This is a genomic window from Streptomyces sp. NPDC044064 (assembly GCF_056434245.1).
In genome coordinates, this window is sequence record NZ_JBWKFN010000005.1 from 282,160 (window position 1) to 302,969 (window position 20,810).

At 71.9% G+C, this 20,810-nt stretch carries 19 protein-coding genes; 13 read left to right on the forward strand and 6 right to left on the reverse strand.

Going from position 1 to position 20,810, the window contains the following annotated elements:
* Nucleotides 1-32 precede the first annotated feature (32 nt).
* The 3 genes from AC07DS_RS11100 to AC07DS_RS11110 are packed head-to-tail and all read left to right on the forward strand — an operon-like array spanning nucleotide 33 to nucleotide 4,861.
* The gene (locus tag AC07DS_RS11100) at nucleotides 33-1,559 is read left to right on the forward strand and encodes a tetratricopeptide repeat protein (RefSeq protein ID WP_479144158.1); all 1,527 of its coding nucleotides are present in this window, start codon (nucleotides 33-35) and stop codon (nucleotides 1,557-1,559) included.
* Nucleotides 1,556-3,214 carry an urease accessory protein UreH domain-containing protein gene (locus tag AC07DS_RS11105; protein WP_479144159.1) on the forward strand — a complete coding sequence of 553 codons (1,659 nt, stop codon included), beginning with the start codon at nucleotides 1,556-1,558 and terminating at the stop codon, nucleotides 3,212-3,214. Before AC07DS_RS11100 ends, AC07DS_RS11105 begins: the two co-directional genes overlap by 4 nt.
* A gap of 45 nt (nucleotides 3,215-3,259) precedes the next feature.
* Entirely contained in the window at nucleotides 3,260-4,861 is a 1,602-nt protein-coding gene (locus tag AC07DS_RS11110) for a serine/threonine-protein kinase (RefSeq protein ID WP_479144160.1), read from the forward strand.
* Nucleotides 4,862-4,864: 3 nt separating this feature from the next.
* Here AC07DS_RS11110 and AC07DS_RS11115 read toward each other — a convergent pair whose 3' ends face one another.
* Nucleotides 4,865-5,671 carry an SGNH/GDSL hydrolase family protein gene (locus AC07DS_RS11115; RefSeq protein WP_468813788.1) on the reverse strand — a complete coding sequence of 269 codons (807 nt, stop codon included), beginning with the start codon at nucleotides 5,669-5,671 and terminating at the stop codon, nucleotides 4,865-4,867.
* Between the two features lie 295 nt (nucleotides 5,672-5,966).
* On the opposite strand from AC07DS_RS11115, the gene AC07DS_RS11120 reads away from it, so the two are divergent.
* From AC07DS_RS11120 to AC07DS_RS11140, 5 genes are all read left to right on the forward strand, one after another.
* Nucleotides 5,967-6,401 (forward strand): hypothetical protein, encoded by a 435-nt coding sequence (locus tag AC07DS_RS11120; RefSeq protein ID WP_479144161.1) that lies wholly within the window; start codon nucleotides 5,967-5,969, stop codon nucleotides 6,399-6,401.
* 391 nt (nucleotides 6,402-6,792) lie between these two features.
* Nucleotides 6,793-7,614 (forward strand): glycosyltransferase family 2 protein, encoded by an 822-nt coding sequence (locus tag AC07DS_RS11125; RefSeq protein ID WP_479144162.1) that lies wholly within the window; start codon nucleotides 6,793-6,795, stop codon nucleotides 7,612-7,614.
* Nucleotides 7,611-8,651 (forward strand): glycosyltransferase family 2 protein, encoded by a 1,041-nt coding sequence (locus AC07DS_RS11130; protein WP_479144163.1) that lies wholly within the window; start codon nucleotides 7,611-7,613, stop codon nucleotides 8,649-8,651. Before AC07DS_RS11125 ends, AC07DS_RS11130 begins: the two co-directional genes overlap by 4 nt.
* A 34-nt stretch (nucleotides 8,652-8,685) precedes the next feature.
* Nucleotides 8,686-9,486, forward strand: coding sequence for a polysaccharide deacetylase family protein (locus tag AC07DS_RS11135; RefSeq protein ID WP_479144164.1), 801 nt, complete (start codon nucleotides 8,686-8,688; stop codon nucleotides 9,484-9,486).
* Nucleotides 9,479-13,252, forward strand: a complete 3,774-nt coding sequence (locus AC07DS_RS11140; protein ID WP_479144165.1) for a lipopolysaccharide biosynthesis protein — start codon at nucleotides 9,479-9,481, stop codon at nucleotides 13,250-13,252. The genes AC07DS_RS11135 and AC07DS_RS11140 overlap by 8 nt, the downstream gene beginning before the upstream one ends.
* Nucleotides 13,253-13,270: 18 nt before the next feature.
* On the opposite strand, the gene AC07DS_RS11145 is transcribed toward AC07DS_RS11140, so the two are convergent.
* On the reverse strand, nucleotides 13,271-14,692 hold the full coding sequence (locus AC07DS_RS11145) for a GH39 family glycosyl hydrolase (RefSeq protein ID WP_479144234.1): 1,422 nt from the start codon (nucleotides 14,690-14,692) through the stop codon (nucleotides 13,271-13,273).
* A gap of 110 nt (nucleotides 14,693-14,802) precedes the next feature.
* Between AC07DS_RS11145 and AC07DS_RS11150 the strand changes: the two genes are divergently transcribed.
* Together AC07DS_RS11150 and AC07DS_RS11155 are read left to right on the forward strand one after the other, a co-directional pair.
* Nucleotides 14,803-15,897 (forward strand): DUF5925 domain-containing protein, encoded by a 1,095-nt coding sequence (locus AC07DS_RS11150; protein ID WP_479144166.1) that lies wholly within the window; start codon nucleotides 14,803-14,805, stop codon nucleotides 15,895-15,897.
* A 49-nt stretch (nucleotides 15,898-15,946) separates the two neighbouring features.
* Nucleotides 15,947-16,717: a DUF72 domain-containing protein gene (locus AC07DS_RS11155; RefSeq protein WP_479144167.1), complete on the forward strand. Its 771-nt coding sequence runs from the start codon at nucleotides 15,947-15,949 to the stop codon at nucleotides 16,715-16,717.
* A 6-nt stretch (nucleotides 16,718-16,723) separates the two neighbouring features.
* Here the strand turns inward: AC07DS_RS11155 and AC07DS_RS11160 are convergent, their stop codons facing one another.
* Nucleotides 16,724-17,095 carry a GntR family transcriptional regulator gene (locus AC07DS_RS11160; RefSeq protein ID WP_479144168.1) on the reverse strand — a complete coding sequence of 124 codons (372 nt, stop codon included), beginning with the start codon at nucleotides 17,093-17,095 and terminating at the stop codon, nucleotides 16,724-16,726.
* 72 nt (nucleotides 17,096-17,167) lie between these two features.
* Here AC07DS_RS11160 and AC07DS_RS11165 point away from each other — a divergent pair, with 72 nt between their 5' ends.
* Nucleotides 17,168-18,097, forward strand: a complete 930-nt coding sequence (locus AC07DS_RS11165; RefSeq protein WP_479144169.1) for a GNAT family N-acetyltransferase — start codon at nucleotides 17,168-17,170, stop codon at nucleotides 18,095-18,097.
* Entirely contained in the window at nucleotides 18,078-18,578 is a 501-nt protein-coding gene (locus AC07DS_RS11170) for a ribonuclease FAU-1 family protein (protein WP_479144170.1), read from the forward strand. The genes AC07DS_RS11165 and AC07DS_RS11170 overlap by 20 nt, the downstream gene beginning before the upstream one ends.
* A gap of 42 nt (nucleotides 18,579-18,620) precedes the next feature.
* Here AC07DS_RS11170 and AC07DS_RS11175 read toward each other — a convergent pair whose 3' ends face one another.
* Nucleotides 18,621-19,241 carry a class I SAM-dependent methyltransferase gene (locus tag AC07DS_RS11175; RefSeq protein WP_479144171.1) on the reverse strand — a complete coding sequence of 207 codons (621 nt, stop codon included), beginning with the start codon at nucleotides 19,239-19,241 and terminating at the stop codon, nucleotides 18,621-18,623.
* 138 nt (nucleotides 19,242-19,379) lie between these two features.
* Between AC07DS_RS11175 and AC07DS_RS11180 the strand changes: the two genes are divergently transcribed.
* Entirely contained in the window at nucleotides 19,380-19,514 is a 135-nt protein-coding gene (locus AC07DS_RS11180; RefSeq protein WP_145882693.1) for a hypothetical protein, read from the forward strand.
* Nucleotides 19,515-19,542: 28 nt separating this feature from the next.
* On the opposite strand, the gene AC07DS_RS11185 is transcribed toward AC07DS_RS11180, so the two are convergent.
* Together AC07DS_RS11185 and AC07DS_RS11190 are read right to left on the reverse strand one after the other, a co-directional pair.
* On the reverse strand, nucleotides 19,543-19,992 hold the full coding sequence (locus AC07DS_RS11185; RefSeq protein ID WP_479144172.1) for a GNAT family N-acetyltransferase: 450 nt from the start codon (nucleotides 19,990-19,992) through the stop codon (nucleotides 19,543-19,545).
* 177 nt (nucleotides 19,993-20,169) lie between these two features.
* Nucleotides 20,170-20,553, reverse strand: a complete 384-nt coding sequence (locus AC07DS_RS11190; RefSeq protein ID WP_479144173.1) for a hypothetical protein — start codon at nucleotides 20,551-20,553, stop codon at nucleotides 20,170-20,172.
* Between the last annotated feature and the right edge of the window lie 257 nt (nucleotides 20,554-20,810).

Genomic DNA, 20,810 nt, shown 5'->3' on the forward strand with positions numbered 1-20,810 from the left:
TCCGAGCACGACCAGGCGACCGAGGAGAGGGCATGTCCCCGCGTACGAACGACGACGAGGCCGGCGAGCAGCCGGTGAGCACGGGCGGGGATGCCGCTTCGACACCTGCCGCTTCGACACCTGCCGCTTCGGCACCTGCCGCTTCGGCACCTGGTCCCGAGGCCGGTCCGGCCGGGGCCGACCCGGAGCCGGGGGACCGACGCGTCGCCGCCGTCCGCCGGTTCGCCGCCACCGGGCGGCGCTGGCGGGCTCTCCGACTGGGCAGTTGCGCGGCGCTGCTGGCGGTCGCACTGACCGGCGCGGCGATCGCCGTCGGGGCGGCGCGCGACGGCGGGCCCGCGGTGGCGGCCGCCTCCACCGCCGTCGATCCCGGGGTGCTGGGCAGCGGGAACCTGGACGCGAGCATCGCCGCGCTCCAGGTGCACCTGCGGTCCCAGCCGAGGGACTACGGCAGCTGGGCCACCCTCGGCCTGGCCTACGTCGAGCAGGCGCGGACCAAGGGCGACCCGGCCCGCTACCCGCAGGCCGAGAAGGCCCTGAAGCGGGCCCTGGACCTGTCACCCGGCAACGACCAGGCCCTGGCCGGCCGGGCCGCCCTCGCCGCCGCGCGGCACGACTTCAAGGACGCCCTGACCTACGCGGACCAGGCCCTGAAGCAGAACCCGTACAGCGAGCGCGCCCTGTCCTCACGCATCGACGCCCTGGTGGAACTGGGCCGGTACGCCGATGCGGACAAGGCCGCCAGGACCGCCGACTCGCGCAAGCCCGGCGTGCCGGTCTTCGCTCGGTACGCGTACGTGCACGAGCTGCGCGGCGACGTGGCGACCGCCCGGCGGGTGCTCAAGCAGGCCCTCACCGCGGCCACTTCACCGGGCGACGTCGCGTACGTGGCCGCCCAGCTGGGCCAACTCGCCTGGAACCAGGGCGACTACGACTCCGCGCTCACCTACTACGCCCGGGCCCTGGCGGCCGACGAGAACTACCTCCCCGCGCTGGAGGGCCGGGCCCGCGCCCAGGCGGCGAGCGGCGACCGGGACGAGGCGATCAAGGGCCTGCAGACCGTGGTCTCCCGCTATCCGCTGCCCGGACCGCTCGTCGAACTCGGCGAACTGTACGAGGCCCGTGGCGCAGCCGGCGACAAGGCCAGGGCGCACGACCAGTACGCGCTCGTGGACGCCTGGATCGCCCTGGCCCGCGCCAACGGCGTCAACGCCGACCTCGACACCGCGCTGGCCGCCGCCGACCACGGCGACCGGACGGCCGCCCTGCGCGCGGCCCGCGCCGAGTGGGCCCGCCGGCACACCGTGCACACCGCGGACGCCCTCGCCTGGGCGCTGCACGTCAACGGGCATGACAAGGAAGCCCTTCCCTACGCCCGCCGGGCCACGGCCACCGGCTACCGCAGCGCCGCCTTCCTCTACCACCGCGGCATGATCGAGCTCGCCACGGGCCGTGCCGAGGACGGCCGCGCCTCCTTGAAGGCGGCCCTGAAGCTGAACCCCGGCTTCTCCCCCCTGGGCTCGGCCCGGGCCCGCAAGGCGCTGGAGGCCGCCAAGTGAGCCTCCGTCGCCCGCTCACCTGTGCCGCGGCGGTCCTCACGGCCGCGTGCGCCCTCGTGCTCACCCCGGCCACGGCCGCGAGCGCGCACCCTCTCGGCAACTTCACCGTGAACCGTTACGACGGTCTCGTCGCCGCACCCGGACAGCTCCGGGTCGACCATGTGGAGGACCTCGCCGAGATCCCGGCCACCCAGGCCAAGCCGGACATCAAGCGCCTGGGTCTGTCCACGTGGGCCGAGCAGCGGTGTGCGGCGGCCGCGAAGGGTAGCGGCCTGACCGTAGGCGGACACTCCACCCCGCTCACCCCCGGCTCCGCCCGTGCGAGCCTGCGGCCCGGGCAGGCCGGGCTCAACACGCTGCGTGTGGAGTGCCGGTTCACCGCGCCGCTCCCCCGGGGGAAGTCCGTCGCCCTCGGCTTTCACAGCGCGGGTGTCACCACCGGGCCCGGCTGGCGGGAGATCACCGCACGCGGCGACCGCATGACGCTCACCGCGACGGACGTGCCGAAGAAGTCGGTCTCGCACGAACTCACCAGCTATCCCAAGGACTTGCTGTCCTCCCCCGCCGACACGGCCACCGCCTCCCTGCGCGTGCGTCCCGGCGGCCCGGCCCTCGCGCAGGAGCGGCAGGACGCCCCGGGCGCCTCCGTACTGCCGCGGGGCGCCGACCGCTGGACCCGCGCACTGGACGACCTCGTCGCCCGCCACGACCTCACCCTCGGCTTCGCCGCGCTCGCCCTGCTCATCGCCGTCGTCCTGGGCGCGATGCACGCCCTCGCTCCGGGGCACGGCAAGACCCTGATGGCCGCGACGGCGGCCGCGCGCGGAGGCCGGGCCCGGATGCGGGACGTGCTGCCCCTGGCCGCCTCGGTCACGGTGACGCACACCCTCGGCGTGGTCGCCCTGGGCCTGCTCGTCACGGCCGGTTCCGCCGCCACGCCGTCGGTCATCGCCTGGCTGGGCATCGCCAGCGGCGTCCTGGTGCTCGTCGCGGGCGCGAACCTCGTACGCCGGGCCTGGCTCACCCGCACACCCGCACATCCCCACCCCCACCCGCATACGCACGAGGAAGCCGAGGAACGACCGCTGGTCCTGGTGGGCGCACACCAGGACCAGGAAGCAGCCCACCCGCACCATCACCACCACGACGACGGCCACCATCACCACGACGGCCACCACCATCACCACCATGAGCACGGGCACGAAGACGGGCACGGGCACGAAGACGGGCACGGGCACGAAGACGGGCACGAGCACGAGCACGGTGTGGTGCACACCCACGGTGGCCACACCCACAGCCACACCACCGCCCCCACCCTCCGCGGCACGATCCTGCTCGGGTTCGCCGGCGGTCTGGTGCCCAGTCCCTCCGCGGTCGTGGTGCTGGTCGGTGCCGCGGCGCTGGGGAAGGCCTGGTTCGGGCTGCTGCTCGTCGTGGCGTACGGCGCCGGGCTCGCGCTGACGCTCACGGCGGCCGGGTTCGCCGTCGTCCGGCTGGGCTCCGGAGTCACCCGGGTGCTCGACCGGCGCCCGCGCTGGACAGCCCACCCGGTCGCCACCCTCGTGCGCCGGACCCTTCCGCTCGCGTCCGCGCTGGTCGTCGTCGCCCTGGGTGCCGGATTGGTGCTCAAGGGGGCCGCATCCGCACTCGGCTGAGCTACTTTTGTGGAGAATTCACGTGAGATGCCGTGGGGGTCGCCCGTGTCCGAAGAGCCGGACCGTGAACGTGTGATCGCGGGCCGCTACCGCCTGCTGTCCCCGCTGGGCGAGGGCGGCATGGGCACCGTGTGGCGCGCCCGTGACGAAGTGTTGCACCGCGAGGTGGCCGTCAAGGAGGTGCGGGCCCCGGCCGGTCTGGCCGCCTCGGACGTCGAGCGGATGTACGCCCGCCTGGAGCGCGAGGCGTGGGCGGCGGCGCGGGTCGCCAACCGCAACGTGGTCACGGTGTACGACGTGGCCATGGAGGGCGGCCGGCCCTGGATCGTGATGGAGCTGGTGCGCGGGCTGTCCCTCGCCGACCAGCTGGACGCCGAGGGTCCGCTGCCGCCGCAACGAGCCGCGCACATCGGTGCCGAGGTGCTGGCCGCGCTGCGTGCCGCGCATGCCGCCGGAGTGCTGCACCGGGACGTGAAGCCGGCCAACGTGCTGCTGGCCAACGACGGCCGGGTCGTCCTCACCGACTTCGGCATCGCGACGGTCGAGGGCAGTTCGGCGCTGACCATGACCGGTGAGGTGATCGGCTCGCCCGAATTCCTCGCTCCGGAGCGGGCCCTGGGCCGTACACCGGGCCCGGAGTCGGACCTGTGGTCGCTGGGCGTGCTGCTGTACGCGGCCGTCGAGGGCAACACCCCGTTCCGGCAGGACACTCCGCTGAGCACTCTGCGTGCGGTGGTGGACGAGGAGTTGCCGCCGCCGCTCCGGGCCGGACCGCTCGCCCCGGTCGTCGAGGGCCTGCTGCGCAAGGACCCCGCCGAGCGGCTGTCGGGCGATCGGGCCGAGCACGACCTGCGGATCGTGGCGGCGGGCGGGACCCTCGGTCCGGCGCGCACGGAGCCGGTGCAGGCGTCTCCGTACGCCCCGACGATGGCGGCCGAGTCCCAACGGCCTTCTTCCACACCGCCGATGCCCCTGCCCACCCGGTACCCGGAGCCGGAGACCACCGCCGTCGAGCCGCGCCGCAATCGGCGGGCCGGCGTGGTGCTGGTCGTCGGACTCCTCGCGGTCGTCCTGGCGGCGGCGGGGCTGACCTACGCGCTGCTCAATCTCAAGCACGGCGGCGGTGGCGGGAACACCGGCGCGCACACCAGCCGGGCGAGCGGCGCCACGCACTCCCCCGGCCCGAGCACGAGCGCCCACTCGGACACCGCGGCGCCGCCTCCCGCCCGGAGCAGCAGCGCCGCGGCGAGCAGTCAGCCGGCCCAGTCCGTGCGGGTCACCCTGGCCGGCGCGCACACGGAGTACGACGGACCCTGCCCGCCGCCCACGGCGCAGGCGCCCACGTTCACGGCGACGTTCACGGTGGGGCGGGTGCCCGCGCAGGTGGAGTACCGGTGGGTGCTCGCGCACGGCTCGGTCTCCGACCCGGGGTGGAAGACGCTGTCGTTCCCCGCGGGCGGCGGGAAGACCCAGCAGGTGCAGGTGGTCGTGACCGCCTACTCCGACAGCGGGACGATCGAGAACGAGATCAGCGTGGAGGTGCGCAGTCCGGTGCGGACGACGTCGGACTCGGTGCCGTTCACGGTGACCTGCGCAACGACGGAGACCCCGACGGACGGGGCCTCCGCTTCACCTTCGGCCTCGTGAGGGTCAGGCCGCGTTCGTGAGCACCGGCAGGTAGCCGCCGGACTGGCCGGCCGCGGTGGGGTGGTACGACTCGCCGATGGAAAGCCAGTTGACGCTGTGCAGCCAGGAGTCGCCGGAGCAGATCTCGTGGCCGGTGAACGTGGTGCGGACGTCGCCGAAGACGAAGTTGTGGTCCAGGACGCGCTTCTGGATGGCGGCGTCGATGTAGTCGGCCGCGCCGTTGATCGCGGACCGCTTGGTCTCGGAGAGGCCGAGGCAGGTCTGGCCGAGCTGGTAGAAGCGGGGGTAGCCGATGACGACCACCCGGGCGGACGGGGCTTTGGCGCTGATCGCGTTGTACACGGCGTCGAGCTTGCCGGGGAGCGTGGAGTCGACGTAGGCCTTCGCCGTGTTGATGCGGGACAGGCACGAGCTGTCGGACTGGAGCACACAGGTCGTCATGACGTCGGCGAAGCCGGCGTCGTTGCCGCCGATGGTGATCGAGACCAGTGCGGTGGAGGAGTTGAGCGAGCCGAGCTGATTGGCCAGCACGTCGTCCGTCTTGGCGCCCGAGCAGGCGTTGAAGGCGAACGAGGACGGGCTGTGAGCGGCGTTCCACAGGTACGGGTACGCCTTGGTGCTGCGGTCGCAGCTGCCGCTCGAACTGATGTAGCTGCCCGCTCCGACTCCGGAGGAGTAGGAGTCGCCGAGCGCCACGTAACCGCCGTTCGCGGCAGCCGTGGAGGCCTGCGCCGCGGCGGCCCCGGTGAGGGCGAGGCCGGTGGCGAGGAGGAGCGAGGTCACGTATGCCGCAAATCGGGAACGTCTCATGGAACCTCCCTTTAGCAGGATCTCTGCCACAACTGTCGTAGCAACTACGCGTGTTGACTGGAAGTGTTCATGCCAAGACTTTTTAGGCCTCAACGACGTCTCGACGGGATCGACTCAGGACGTTCACGCTCGAGATGTTGCATGTACACGTCATCTCTGTTGACAGCACGTCACCCGGACGCCCCGAAGGCCCCTGGGGAACACATGTGTACGAGGCGACGTCGTCTTGACGGCCCACCGGAGCCTGCGCCACATTGAAGCCCGGCATCAGGGACGCCGGGGGGCAAAGTCGCCAATGCAGACCTTACGCATCAAGACACCTTCGCCGGACGGCGCCGGAGACGACGCCGAGCGGGCGCGGCCAGGTCCGGGGAGGGACCTGTCTCCACTGCTCGCTGGAGCGGCCACAGCGGTGGGCGCGGTCGGCGCACTGCTCGCGCTCGTCGACGCCGACTCACCGCTGCGCGGTCCGTGCACGTTGTTCTTCCTGCTCGCGGCGCCGGCCGTGGCGATCGGGGCGGCGCTGCGCGGGCTGGATCCCTTCGGCCGGGCGCTCACCGCGCTTGCGGGCTCGGTCGTACTGGACATGCTGGTCGCCCAGGGCATGCTCGCCGTGCACCGCTGGTCGGTCCGCGGCGGCGTGGTCGCGGTGACCGCGCTCAGCATGCTGCTGCTCCTGCTCGTCCTCGGCCGGGAGAAATTCCGTTCGAGGAAATCGAAGCAAGAGTGAAGAAGCCGGGCCAAAGTTACGTAATACCCGAACCAATAAAAACGTGAGAAGCAGTTCCAGGTCTTGCGATTCTGCTTCAATCGTCAATACCGTCGTACATCTCACCCGCATCGGTCCGTCAGCACACGGCTCAGGGGAGGGCTCAGGGCCGTGACGTTCCGGCGCGGGGCGCGGTAGGGGGGTGCCGTGCTCGGTGACCGCACTTGTGACCGAGCCGTGCCGCGCGACCGGCTGTCGTCCTTTTCCGGCAGCCCGGCCAGCTTTGCCAGCTCATCTGTGTGCACGGAGACCGATTCGCCGTGCCGCGGATGAGAACCCCCCTTTCGAACCGGACTGAAGAGCCGGGCCGGCCCAGGGGCGGGCGGTCCACCGGACGAGAGGGACCACAGTCATGAGTTCTGTCCTGCATCCGCCGAGTTCGGGCCAAGATCCGTTAATGGCCACCCACTACCGGCCCATCTCCTCTCACCTGGCGATCACTCCGCCGGTGAGCGTGGTGATTCCCGCCATGAATGAGGCGGAGAATCTGCCCTACGTCTTCAAGACCCTTCCGGACTGGATACACGAAGTCGTTCTGGTGGACGGCAACTCCACCGACGACACCGTCGAAGTGGCCCGCTCGCTGTGGCCCGGCGTGCGCGTCGTAGAACAGCAGGGGAAGGGCAAGGGAGATGCCCTGATCACCGGGTTCGAGGCGTGCACCGGCGACATCATCGTGATGGTCGACGCGGACGGCTCGGCCGACGGCAACGAGATCGTGTCCTACGTCTCCGCCCTCGTCTCGGGCGCCGACTTCGCCAAGGGCTCACGCTTCGCCAACGGCGGCGGCACGGACGACATGACCTTCATCCGCAAGCTCGGCAACTGGGCGCTGTGCACCGTCGTCAACCGCAAGTTCGGCGCCCGCTACACCGATCTCTGCTACGGGTACAACGCGTTCTGGCGGCACTGCCTCGACAAGATCGACCTCGACTGCACCGGTTTCGAGGTCGAGACGCTGATGAACATCAGAGTGGTCAAGGCGGGGCTGAAGGTGCAGGAGATCCCCAGCCACGAGTACCTCCGCATCCACGGCACGAGCAATCTGCGGGCCGTGCGGGACGGGCTCCGGGTGCTGAAGGTCATCCTCGCGGAGCGCTCCAACCGGCGTTCCCTGCGCCGCCAGGCCCGTCAGGAGCGACTGCTGAACACCGGGCGGGGAGAGGTGTCTTGAGAGATCCCGGCATCTCCGTCGTGATCTGCGTGTACACCGAGGACCGCTGGGAGGACATCCTCGCGGCGGTCTCCTCGGTGCGCGCGCAGTCGTATCCGGCGCTGGAGACGCTCCTGGTCGTCGACCACAACCAGGCGCTGCTGGAACGGCTCGGGCGCGCGTACAAGGAGGCCGGCGACGTGCGCGTGCTCGCCAACGCCGGCCCGCGCGGTCTGTCGGCCGGCCGCAACACCGGAGTCGCCGTCTCCCACGGCGAGGTGATCGCCTTCCTCGACGACGACGCCGTGGCCGAACGGGACTGGCTGCGCCGCTTCGCCGAGGGATACGCCGACCCGCGGGTGATGGCGGTCGGCGGCCGTACGCTGCCCGTCTGGGCCTCGGGCCGCCGTCCGGCCTGGTTCCCGGAGGAGTTCGACTGGGTGGTGGGCTGCACCTACCGGGGGCTGCCGCCCGGGCGGGTCCGGGTACGCAACGTGCTCGGCGGAAACGCCTCCTTCCGGCGTACGGCGTTCGACGCGGCAGGCGGCTTCGCGACGGGCATCGGCCGCGACGGCGACCGGCGCCCGCTGGGCTGCGAGGAGACGGAGCTGTGCATCCGCCTCACCCGGGCCCGCCCCGACGCGGTCCTGCTCATCGACGACCGCGCGGTGATCCACCACCGGGTGCCCGTCGCCCGCGAGCACTTCGCCTACTTCCGCACCCGCGCCTACGCCGAGGGCCTGTCCAAGGCACTGGTGGCCCGCAGCGTCGGCGCCGCCAAGGGGCTCGAGTCCGAACGCCGGTACACCACCCGGGTCCTGCCCGCCGGGATCGCCCGCGGCCTGCGGGACGCCCTGCTCGCCCGCCCGGGCGGCGCCGGACGCGCGGGCGCGATCGTCGCGGGGGTGCTCACCGCGGCGGGCGGCTATGCGGTGGGCAGTGTGCGGGCGCGGCGAGGCGGGCCGGCGTTCTCCGTCGTGCCGGTCGCGCCCGTCGTGCCGGCGAGAACGCCGGGGAGCGACCCGGGCACGGGGACGGAGGAGGGGGAACGCCCATGAGCCGCAGGGGCGTACGGATCGAGGGGGAACGCCCATGAGCGACACCGCCGTACCCATCCTCATGTACCACGCGGTGGCGAGCGCGCCGAACGACGCCACCCGGGCCCTCTCGGTCGCACCGGAGGCCTTCGCCGAGCAGATGGCGCTCATCGGTGACCTGGGCCTGACCCCGGTCACCACCGCCGACCTCGCCGCCCGCTGGCGCTCCGGCCGCCCGCTGCCCGAGCGGCCGGTGCTGATCACCTTCGACGACGGCTACGAGGGGGTCCACCGGCACGCCCTGCCCGTGCTCGCCAAGCACGGCTTCCCGGCCACGCTGTTCGTCTCCACCGGCTGGATCAGGGGCGCGTACGACACCGGAGGCGGCCTGGACGCCATGCTCGACTGGCAGCAGGTGCGCGACCTCGCCGACACCGGGATCGAGATCGGCGGGCACAGCCACTCCCACCCGCAGCTCGACCAGCTCGACGACGCCGCCCTCCGTGCGGAACTGGTCCGCAGCACGGAGATCGTCACCGGCGAACTCGGCGCACGGCCGGTGTCGTTCGCCTACCCGTACGGCTACTCCAGCCGCCGGGTCCGGGTCGCGGTGCGGCAGGCCGGCTACGCCCAGGCGCTCGCCGTCGGCAACGGGCTCGCCCGCCGCCGCCAGGGGCCGTACGCCCTGCGACGCGTCACCGTCCGTCGCGACACGGACGTCGAGGAGTTCGAGCGGCTGCTCCAGGGCCGTGCCATCACCCGTAACTTCGCCAAGGACCGCGCGCTGACCAAGGGGTACGCCCTCGTCCGCAGAGCGCGCCAGGTCCACCGGAAGGCCATCCGTTCCCGTGTCTGACACGACCACCACGACCGAGGCCGCAACGCCCGAGGACCAGGCGCCCGAGCAGTCGGGGCGCCGCCTCCGCCTGCCCGGGACGGGCCGGGGATCCGGCGGCAGCCAGCTGTTCCGCAACGCCTACGCGCTGATGCTCAACACCGGCATCTCCGCCGTCCTCGGGCTGGGCTTCTGGCTGGCCGCGGCACACTACTACTCCGAGTCGGCGGTCGGTCAGGGCTCCGCCGCCATCGCCGCGATGAAGCTGCTCGCGGGGCTGACCGCGGTGACCCTGACCGGCGCCCTGGCCCGCTTCATCCCGGTGTCAGGGCAGCGCAGCGGGCGGCTCATCTTCCGTACCTATGCCGGCAGTTCGCTGGTCGTGGCGGTGGCGGCGGGGATCTTCCTGGTGACACTGGACGCGTGGGGGCCGTCGTACCGCTTCCTGCACGGGCCGCTCAACGGGCTCGGCTTCGTCCTGGCCGTCGTCGCCTGGAACCTGCTCACCCTCCAGGACGGCGTGCTGACCGGGCTGCGCAGCGCGCCCTGGGTGCCGGTGGGCAACACCGTGTTCTCGGCGGTGAAGCTGGGGCTGCTCGTCGCGTTCGCCGTGGCGATCCCGACCAGCGGCGTCTTCGTGTCCTGGGTCGCCGCGATCGCCACCTCGGTGGTGCCGTTGGGCTGGCTGGTGTTCCGGCGGCTGGTGCCCCGGCACGTCAAGGCGACCGCGGACCACGCCAGGCCTCCGTCCATGAAGGAGATCGGGCGGTTCCTCGCCGGCGACTACACCGGCTCGCTGTTCTCGCTCGCCGTGGTCTACCTCGTCCCGGTGATCATCGCCTCGCAGGTCAGCTCCGCGGACAACGCGTACTTCTACATCACCACCACCATCGGCGGCACGACCAACCTGCTCGCCATCAACATGGGCGCCTCCCTCACGGTCGAGGGCTCGCACGACCCGGGGCGGCTCGCCGCCGACACCCGTGCCGCGCTCAGGCGGATGGCCCGGATCATGCTGCCGATCGCGACCGTGCTGTTCGTCGGCGCTCCCTGGATCCTGGGCGTCTTCGGCGCCGGCTACGCGGACGCGGCGACCCCGCTGCTGCGCTGGTTCGCGGTGGGCGCGGTGCTCCGGGTCGTCATGGAGACGTACTTCGCGGTGCTGCGCGCGCAGAGCCGTACCGGCGGACTCGCCTGGCTGCAGGGCCTGCTGTGCGTACTCGTGCTCGGCCTGACGCTGCTGCTCCTGCCCCGGATGGGCCTGACCGGAGCGGGCGTCGCCGAGATCTCCAGCCTCGCGGTGATCGTGACGATCGCCGCGCCGAAGCTGTGGCGGACCATCCGCTCCACACCCTGCGCCCGGTCGGAGACGGCGGCACCGGACGGGGACCTGGCCGACCTGGGGGCCCGCGAGAATGCCGCCGTGGCCTCGGTCCCCCGGCACGGTCCGGCCTGGGCGCTGGACAACGACACCCTCGCCCTCGGCATCCACGTCGACTTCGACCACGTCGAACGCAGGCCGGACGTCCGCCCTGGCCCCGGCACCCCACCTGCGGGCACACCCGTGCCGCGGCCGGTCGAGGAGCCGGAACCGGGCGCGGAGGCATCGCTGGGTCCGGCCGAGGCGGCGCTGCTGAGGGAGGCGGAGGCCGACGCGCCGTTCGACGCCGTGCCGTCCGAGAATGCCGTGGTGGACGAAGTCGCCGACGAGTCACCGCACATGGCCGTGGACGGAGCCGTGGACGAGGAGCCGTCCGCACCGCCCGCGCCTTCGGGGCTCACCCGCTCCGGTGTCGTCCTCGGCTGTCTGCTGGTCGCCGCGCTCCTGCTCTACTGGGTGCCGGCGCTGCGCCTCGGCGAGGCGGACCTCGACCGGATGGGCGGGCTCGGCCTGGTCTCCGTGCTGCCGCTGCCGACGCTGGTGGGGGCGGCCCTGCTGATCACGGTGTTCGCCTCGCTGCTCCGGCTGCGCCGTGAGCACCGGACCCTGCTGCTGGTCACGCTGCTGGCGACCGTGGTGTCCTTGCACGCGCTGCCCGCGGTGCTGGAGACCGAGCCGCGGTTCGCGACGGCCTGGCAGCACCTCGGCTTCATCGACTACATCGACCGCACCGGGTCCGCCGTGCCGGATCTGGACGCCCGCTGGAGCTGGCCGGGATTCTTCGCGGTGGCCGCGTTCGTCGCCCGGGCGTGCGGGGCCGACGACTTCACGGAGATCATCCGCTGGTGGCCGACGGCCGTGCAACTGGCCTATCTGGCACCGATGTTCCTGCTCACCCGGTCGCTGCGGGCGAACTGGCGGGCCAAGTGGACCGGTGTGTGGCTCTTCGTGCTCAGCGGCTGGGTCGGCCAGGACTACTTCTCCCCGCAGGGCTTCACGTTCCTCCTGTACCTCGTCTTCGTGGCGATCCTGCTGGTGTGGTTCCGCGCTCCCCACATGGTCTGGACGAAGTTCCGCCCGGGAGAGGCCGAGGTCGAGCCCACCGACCGGCGCCAACGGGCCGTCCTGCTCATGGTGCTGATCGGCCTGTACGCGGCGAGCGTCCCGGCGCACCAGCTCACCCCGTTCGTGATGCTCGGCGTGCTCGCCGCACTGGTGCTGCTCGGCAGGTCCGAACTGCGCGGGCTGCCCGTCCTGTTCGCGGTGCTGGTCGCGGTCTGGGTCGGCTTCATGGCCGAGCCGTACTGGTCCGGCCACTTCGACGACCTCTTCGGTGGGGTCGGTGGCGTCGGCAGCAACGTCTCGTCCTCGGTCTCCGGCCGTATCCAGGGCGGTGACCCGACGCACAAGCTGGTGCTGTACACCCGGGTCCTGCTGGCCGGCTCGGTGCTGGCCCTCGCCTGCTGGGGCTGGTGGCGGCGGCGCTTCCACCGGTACCGCGAACGGTCCCTGCCGGTGCTCACCTTCGTCCCGTTCCTGGGCTTCGGCATGCAGTCGTACGGCGGCGAGATGGCGCTGCGCGTCTTCATGTTCGCGGTGCCGGGGGCGGCCCTGCTCGGCGCGCTCGCCCTGTTCCCGCGCACCGGCGCCACCGCGACGGAACGCGAGAAGGAGCGGGGCAGCCTCGCCGCGCTGGCCGCGCTGCTCGCCGGGCTGCTGCTGATGGGCGGCTTCCTGGTGGCCCGGTGGGGCAACGAGTCGTTCGAGCGGACCCGGCCGGGCGAGGTCGCGGCCATGGACTGGGTGTACGCCCACGACCGGCCGACGGTACGGCTGCTGTGGCTGAGCCAGGACACGGTCAACGACGTGACCCCGGCCATGCCGTGGGGCGCGCGGGACATGGAACGGGTGAACTACGTGCCGACGCAGGCACCCGTCGACCCGGTGCTGGTGTCCGGACTGGTCAAGGCGCTCAAGGACGCGGGCCCGAACTCGTACCTGATGATCAACGAGAGTCAGGTCACCTATCTGCAGTTGGACGCGGGTTACCCGGCGACCTGGAAGTCCCGGCTGATCCGCAACCTGGACAACCGGCAGGAGCTGACGAAGGTCCTGGTCAACGACGACGTCACGGTGTACGCGCTGGGCAGACAGCCGGCGGGCCCGGTACCGAAGCCGAATCCGGGCCGGATCGGGCCGCAGGTGACGTGGACGTCGTGGTCGGTGGTCGGCGCGCTGGCCGCCGTCGCGCTGATCCTGCTGCTCACCGCGCGCGAGGTGGTCCGGGTCGCGGCGCGGCCGAGCACGCGGCAACTGCGATGGCTGCAGGGCAGTTTCTGGTTCTCGCTGCCGCTGCTGGCCGTGGTGCTGGCCTCGCTGGTGCAGCGGTTCCTGACGATGAAGTGACGGGTACGGTGCGGCGGCTCAGCGGTCGAGCCACCGCACCTCGTACGCGTGCATGTCGAACCGCTTCCCGTCGACCTGTGCGCTGATCGGCCGGTCGAGGGTGTTGACCACGAGTACCGTCCTGCTGTCGGCCAGCACCCGCACGTTGGGCACGTCGTCCCGGGCGACGGGCACCGTCTCGTACCGGGTGCCCGGCGGGAACGCCCGGTCGAACCGGGACACCAGGTCGTACATGGGCAGTTCCCTGCCCCCGCCGGGCGTGTCGGTGGGCGTCCACAGGCAGCCGGAGCAGTCGGCGCCCGTCTTCTCCTCCGGGTTCCAGTAGAAGCCGGAGCCGGCGCCGCCCTTGACCATGGCGATCAACGCGGTGGCGTGCACGGCGAGACGGCGGGCCTCGGACCAGCCGCTGCGTTCGTCCTTGCCGTCGGCGGGCTCGACGTAGTACTCGGCCCACCACAGGGGCAGGTCATGGGTCTGCTGCCGTACCCACTCGCCCACCGCGGTGAGCTTGTCGGTGGCCGCGAACTCGTCGGGCAGCAGATCGTCGTCGTTGGTGTAGCTGGAGCCGTCGACGACCACGAAGTCGGCGCCCGCCCGGTGGCTGTTCCAGTAGCCGAAGGCGTCGAGGACCCGCTGGTCCATGGCGCCCCAGGCACCACGCAGGGCGGTCGACGCGTTCTCCTTCTGCCGCGGGTCGACACTGTCCATGACCAGGTAGGGCCCGCCGACCATGATGTCCTTGTCGACCTTCTTCAGCGCCTTGTAGACGAGGTTGTACATCCTCGTGTAGCCCTCGTAGTCCCAGCGGCCCTCGGCGTTGTTCCAGAAGCCCTTGAACTCGTTCCACACGATGAAGTGGCGCACGTCGGGATAGCGCTTGGCGACGGTCGCGGCGAGGTCGGCGAAGTCCTGGTAGTGGTCCGGGGTGGGCGCGGTCTCCAGCGCGGCCCGGCTCCAGTCGGTGTTGTCGACGCCGGCCCTGCCGCCCTTCATCCAGTCCGGCGAGCAGCACAGCGTGACCACGGGGGTGCCGCCGGACCTGCGGATGAAGTCGATGCGGCGGTCCATGGCGCCGAAGTCGTAATGTCCCTTCACCGGCTCGGGGTTGTCGGCGCCCCAGCCCATGAGCGCCTGGTCCTGCGGCAGCCCGCCGTTCTTCGCGAGCAGCCCGGCGACCCGGCCGGTGGCCGCGCCGCTGCCCTGGTCGGCGCTGTACTGGGTGTGGGTGAAGCCCCAGCCCACGTACGGCTCCGGGCGCTCGGACGGGGTGGCGGGCGTGCCGTGGACCTTGTCGCCGTCGCGCGAGGTGCCGGCGGTGCTTCCGCCGCCGGGCAGTGTGTTGATCAGGGTGACGATCAGGGCCAGAGCGGCCGCACCCACACCGAGCAGGGCGGTGAGCCGCCACCGACGAGTCCCCGTATACCACTCATGACGTCCCATCATGGACAACACTAACGGCGGGGGCCACGTACGGGGCAGGTCTTGGGAACACCCGGGACAAGGGGTGGAAATGCCGTGCACGGAGGGCATCGGTGCCGGATCATGGCGGCATGGCCGTGAACCCGCACGACGCTCTGCCGATCCGGCTCCACGTCGACGACTCCGACTCCCCGTCCGACGTCGTCGACGCGCTGTTCCTCGGCCGCTTCGCGACGGGCGAGCAGCCTTACTCGCACGCGGCGAACATCGACCGCGTGCGCTCCGGCGCGACCCTGCTGCCGGATGGCGCCCGGGTGCTGCGGGTCGCCCGCGACGAGGACCGCAGCGCGACCCTCGCGGAGGGCGACGGCTGGACCCTGCTGGTCTCGCGCTGGAACCGCGGCGCGGACGTCACGGTGACCGCCACCAGCGCCGAGCTGGCGAAGACGGTCCTCGACCGGGCCACGGACGGCGCGGCCGACGAGCCGGAACCGCAGCCGGAGAACGTGACCATGGGCTTCTGGTACGTCTCCCCGCGGCGTGGCCCGCACCGCACCACCCGCCAGATCTCCGCGGGCACCTGGGACGAGGTGCGCCCCAACTACACGGCCCCCGTGGCGGACGCGATGGACCGCCTGATGAAGACGACCCCACAGGACATCGCGGGCCGGCTGCTCCTGCTGCACGGCCCGCCCGGGACCGGCAAGACCTCCGCGCTGCGCACGCTCGCCCGCTCCTGGCGGGACTGGTGCCAGGTGGACTGTGTGCTGGACCCGGAGCGGCTCTTCTCCGACGTCGGCTATCTGATGGACATCGCGATCGGCGAGGAGGACGGCGCGGGCAAGGGCCGCTGGCGGCTGCTCCTGCTGGAGGACTGCGACGAACTGATCCGCGGCGAGGCCAGGCACACCGCGGGCCAGGCCCTGTCCCGGCTGCTCAATCTCACCGACGGCCTGCTCGGCCAGGGCCGCAACGTCCTGGTCGGCGTCACCACCAACGAGGACCTGGAGCGTCTGCACCCGGCCGTGGTCCGCCCCGGCCGCTGCCTGGCCCGCATCGAGGTGGGCCCGCTGACCCGCCGCGAGGCGGTGAACTGGCTGGGCACCGAGGAGGGCGTAGGCCGCGAGGGCGCGACCCTGGCCGAGCTGTTCGCACTGCGCCGGGGCACGGCACCGACGTCGGTGCCGGGGGCGCGGGAAGACGCGGACGCGGGGCTGTACCTGTAGCGGCGGCGCTGTACCTGTAGCCGATCGCCGCCGGTGCTTTGATGGATGTATGACCCTGTTCGTCGGCACGTCCGGGTGGCAGTACAAGGACTGGCGGGGAGTCCTGTACCCGGGCGGCTGTCCGACCCGGCTGTGGCTGGAGGAGTACGCGACGCGCTTCGCCACGGTGGAGATCAACAACGCCTTCTACCGGCTGCCGACGAGGGAGAACTTCGAGGCCTGGCGGAACCGGGTGCCGGACGACTTCGTGGTGGCGGTGAAGGCGAGCCGGTACCTCACGCACATCAAGCGGCTGAAGGACCCCGAGGAGCCGGTCCACCGCCTGATGACCCACGCGGCGGGCCTGGGCGCCCGCCTCGGCCCGGTCCTGCTCCAGCTCCCGCCCACCCTGCGCACGGACCCGTCCCTGCTGGACACCTGCCTGGCCTGCTTCCCCGCCGGCACGAGAGTCGCGGTCGAGCCACGCCACGACTCGTGGTGGACACCCGAGGTGCGCAGGGTCCTGGAGTCCCGGAACGCCGCGCTGTGCTGGGCGGACGTCCAGGCCCACCCGGTGACTCCGCTGTGGCGAACGACGGACTGGGGCTACATCCGCTTCCACGAGGGCCGGGCCCGGCCGTGGCCGCGCTACGGCCGGCGGTCCCTGGAGACGTGGGTGGACCGCGTCGCGACGACCTGGCCCGACGCCGAGGACGTGTACGCGTACTTCAACAACGATCCGGGCGGGGCGGCGGTGGAGGATGCGGTGGCGTTCGGGAGGACGGCGGGCAGGGCGGGTCTGACGGCGACGCGCACACCGGAGCTGACGACCCACCGCTGACCCGGCTCAGCCCTCCCCGTAGGCCGCCCGCAGGGCATCGCGCACAGCGGCCGACGCCTCGTCCTCGGTCAGCCCGAGCCGCCGGACCCGCTCCGCGTAGGCCTGGGCGGCCAGCGACGCCTCACGCACCGCGGCCGAGCCGGCGGCAGCCACGAACGTGCCGTTGCGCCCCCGCGTCTCGATCACCCCGTCGCCCTCCAGCGCCCGGTACGCCTTGGCCACGGTGTTCACCGCGAGCCCCAGCGACTCGGCCAGCCCCCGCACGGTCGGCAGCCGGTACCCCGTCGGCAGCGCCCCGGACCGCGCCTGCTCGGAAATCTGCGCCCGCACCTGCTCGTACGGCGGCGCGCTGTCATCGATGTGGATCTTCAGGCTCACACGGCCGATTGTCCCGTACCCGCCGGAAAATCAGAGGCATCCGCCACACATCTCCCCGTACGGTGCCTGCTCATGACTGTGATCGTGCGCGACCTGCAGCCCGGCGTCCGAGCCGACGCCGAGGGCTATGCCCGGGTCCGCCATCTCGCCCTGCCGTACATCCTGTTCACCCCGGAGTCCGTCCGCCACACCCTCGCCCAGAGCCACCCCGACGCCCACTTCCGCGCGCTGATCGCGGTGGAGGACGGCGAGGTGATCGGCGTGGCCGGGGTCTCCCTGGCGCACGACAGCACGGAGCCGGGCCAGGGGTACCTCAACATCTACGTGCGCCCGGACCGCGTCCGCCGCGGTGCCGGCCGGCTCCTCGCCCGGACCGCCGAGGAGCACCTCGCCGCCGTGGGCGCGACCAAGCTGTACACCTGGGTCCTCGACGAGCCGGCGCATCGCGCCTTCGCCGAACGGCACGGCTACACCCGGGGCCGTCCCGCGCACCTCCTCCGTCTGGATCTGGCGCACGGCGCCCTCCCGCCGCTCCCGGAGGTCCCGCCCGGCGTGGAACTGCGCACGGCCGCCGACTTCGCGGACGACCCACGGCCGCTGTTCGAGCTGGACGCGGAGACCGTGTCGGACGAACCCGGCGAGATCAGCGTCGAGTTCACGGACTACGACGCCTGGCTGGAGCAGAACTGGAAGCATCCGCTGCTGCACCGCGAGCTGACCATGGCCGCGGTCGTCGACGGCCGCCCGGTCGCCTTCAGCGTGGCCCACACCGACGGCGCCACCGGCTACGCCACCGCGATGACCGGCACGGCCCGGGCTCACCGCGGGCGTGGCCTGGCCAAGTTCGCCAAGATCCACTCCCTGTACCGGGCGCGTGCCGCAGGCCTCACCGAGGCCTTCACGGGCAACGACGCCGGCAACGACCCGATGATCGCGATCAACAAGTGGCTCGGGTACGAAATCTGCGCGACGGAGGTCCGCTATGTCCGCGAACTCGGCTGAGACCACGGCCCGGGTGGAGGTCGTCCTGGTCAAGGGCGGCCGCACGAAGATCCGTTATCCGGCGGAGCTGCTGGCCGACAACGGTGTCCGCGTCTCGGTCCGCGCCCCGTGGGCGGGCGAGGGCGTGCGCGACTTCGGCTTCGTGCGGTTCGAGGCGGGCGACGTGTTCACCGAGCACTACTGGCGGGACCGCTGGTACTCGGTGAAGGAGGTCCGGGCCGGGAACGGCACCCTCAAGGGCTGGTACTGCGACATCACCCGCCCGGCCGTCCTGTCCGGCACCGAGCTGATCGTCGAGGACCTCGACCTGGACCTGTGGCGCTCCGCCGACGGCACGGACGTACGGCGTCTGGACGAGGACGAGTTCGCCGAGAGCGGGCTGGCGGAGACGGACCCCGAGGCCGCGTCCGCCGCCGTGGCCGCCCTCGACGAACTGGAGGCGCTGGCCCGCGAGGGCGGCTTCGAGAAGCTGCTGGCCTGACGCCTCGCAGACCCCGCCCGCCCGGCTGCTCCCCCGGGCGGTCTACACCGTCGCGACCACCGCATACCGCTCGTCGTCCACCGTCTTCCCCCACAGCACGGGGTCGTCGGAGAGCCGCTCCACGCGCACGTGCCCGGCCACGGGCTCCAGCAGGGCGGTGAGCCGCTCGGCGGGTATGCCGGCCGGGGCGAGGGTCCCCCAGACGCCCTCGACCAGGACGAACCGGCCTCCGGGCCGCAGCAGGCTGCGCCAGTGCCGCAGGACGCGCGCGGGGTCGGGCAGCGTCCACAGCACATGCCGCACGAGGACGACGTCGTACCGCTGCTCCCCCACCGGCGGCGCGGCGGCGTCCCCGTGCAGGACCGCCGCGTCCCGCCCGGCGAGCTTGGCCCGGGCCCGCTCGACCATGGCCGGCGAGCTGTCGACGCCGGTCACCCGGTGCCCCTGCTCGGCGGCGAGCAGCGACAGGCTGCCGGTGCCGCAGCCGAGGTCCAGGACGTCGGCGGGGCGCTCGGGCAGCCAGGAGCGGAGCAGGGCCGCCCAGGCGGCGCGCACCTCGGGTGCGCGCAGGCCGTGGTCCGGCTCGTCGTCGAAGGCGTCGGCCGCCGTGTCCCAGTCCACCTCGGCACCCACCGCAACCATGTGCTCACTGTCGTTCGTCATTCCCCCAGAGTGACACCCGCCACTGACAGTCCCGACGTGACAGCCGCCACTGACAGACCGGCACCGATGAGGAACTCTCGCCCAAAGGGTCCACCTCCGTGGCACCACGGATCCAGGTGGGCGCTGAAGGAGGCAGCCATGCGCCGAGTGACCGTGCAGAAGCCCCTGAAGAGGACGGAAAGCCGCCGGATCCGCGAAGAGGCGGAGGAGCGTCCCACGGGGCGTCCGGAGGTACGCAAGGACATCGCGCGCACCTGGTGGCCGGACAGCTGACGGGGCCGGCCGGTTCCGGTGTCCGGTGTCAGACCAGTCGCTTCCGGTAGTGGATGCGGTCGTACGGCCCGTCCACGCGCCGTTCCACGACGTCGTAACCGAACCTCGGATAGATCTTCTGGTTCTCCCACATCAGCGCGTTCGTGTAGAGCCTGACCTCGGGCAGACCGAGCGCTCGCGCGTGTGCGTCCACGAACTCCAGCAGACGCCGCCCCACCCCCGTGCCGTGCGCGTCGGGGTGGACGGCGATGCTGTCGAGAAACAGATGGTCGTCGTGGGCCTCGACGACGACGAGCCCGACCGCCGGCTCCCCGCACACGAACACCCGGCCTGCGGCCACGTCCGCCGCGTGGTCGGCCTCCATGGGCTGCGGCACCACCCCGATGCGTTCGATGTAGCGGCGGTACGCCGCGTCGGTCACGGCCTTCACGGCCGGAACGTCGGCAGCCCGGGCGGGCCGGATCTCATCGTTCGTCATGACCGGAAGGCTATTCGCTTCAGCGCAGCTCCTTGACAGGGCATGCTCAAGGCGGGGATATGATCACGCCCCTGGAAACGCGAGGCTGGGGGGACCTGGTGAAGCGGCAGTTGATCTGGACGGCCTGCGGTGGCGCAGTTGCCGGCGCCCACCACGCTCAATGAGGCTCCACCGACCTCACGTCGTCGTGGTCTCCCGCGACCGCCGAGCTGTCCACACGTAGCCGGCCAGCCCGAGCGAGCCACGCACCATGAAGTCGGCCCACGACTGCATGAGCTCACCGACATCCTCCATACGCAGGGCCACCAGCAAGGCCGAGGCTGTGAGGACTCCCGCAATCGCCAGGGCCGAAGCGTAGGTGATCAAGCCCCCATGGTTGAGGCCCAGCCTCGTACCCAGAAGCCCGGACGGGATTTGCACGAATACGTGAAAGCCCACGCAGTAGACCAGCAACACAGCGGAGATCACGAACGGGGGGATGTCTGCTGAAGGGTCACTGGCTGGTGCCGCGCCGTAGGCATCGAGAGCCCAGGCCGGAGGGATCACGTAGGTGAACAGCAAGATCACACCACTCAGATGCATGGCGCCGAGGTGGCGTGCGACCTGACGGAGAGGGCCTCGCGACGGGCCGCTCGGTCCGAGCGGACAAGCCATGCCTGTGTTCACGTGCCCCCCTGGTCCCTGACAGCGCCCCTCCAACTGGGCGGCAGAGTACAGCCACCGGTCAGGCTGCTGCTGGGGTGATCCGATCAGCGGCTGCCGCAGTGATCGCCCGTTGGGCCGTCTGTGGGCCGTCCACGGGCGGCCGACGACGACAG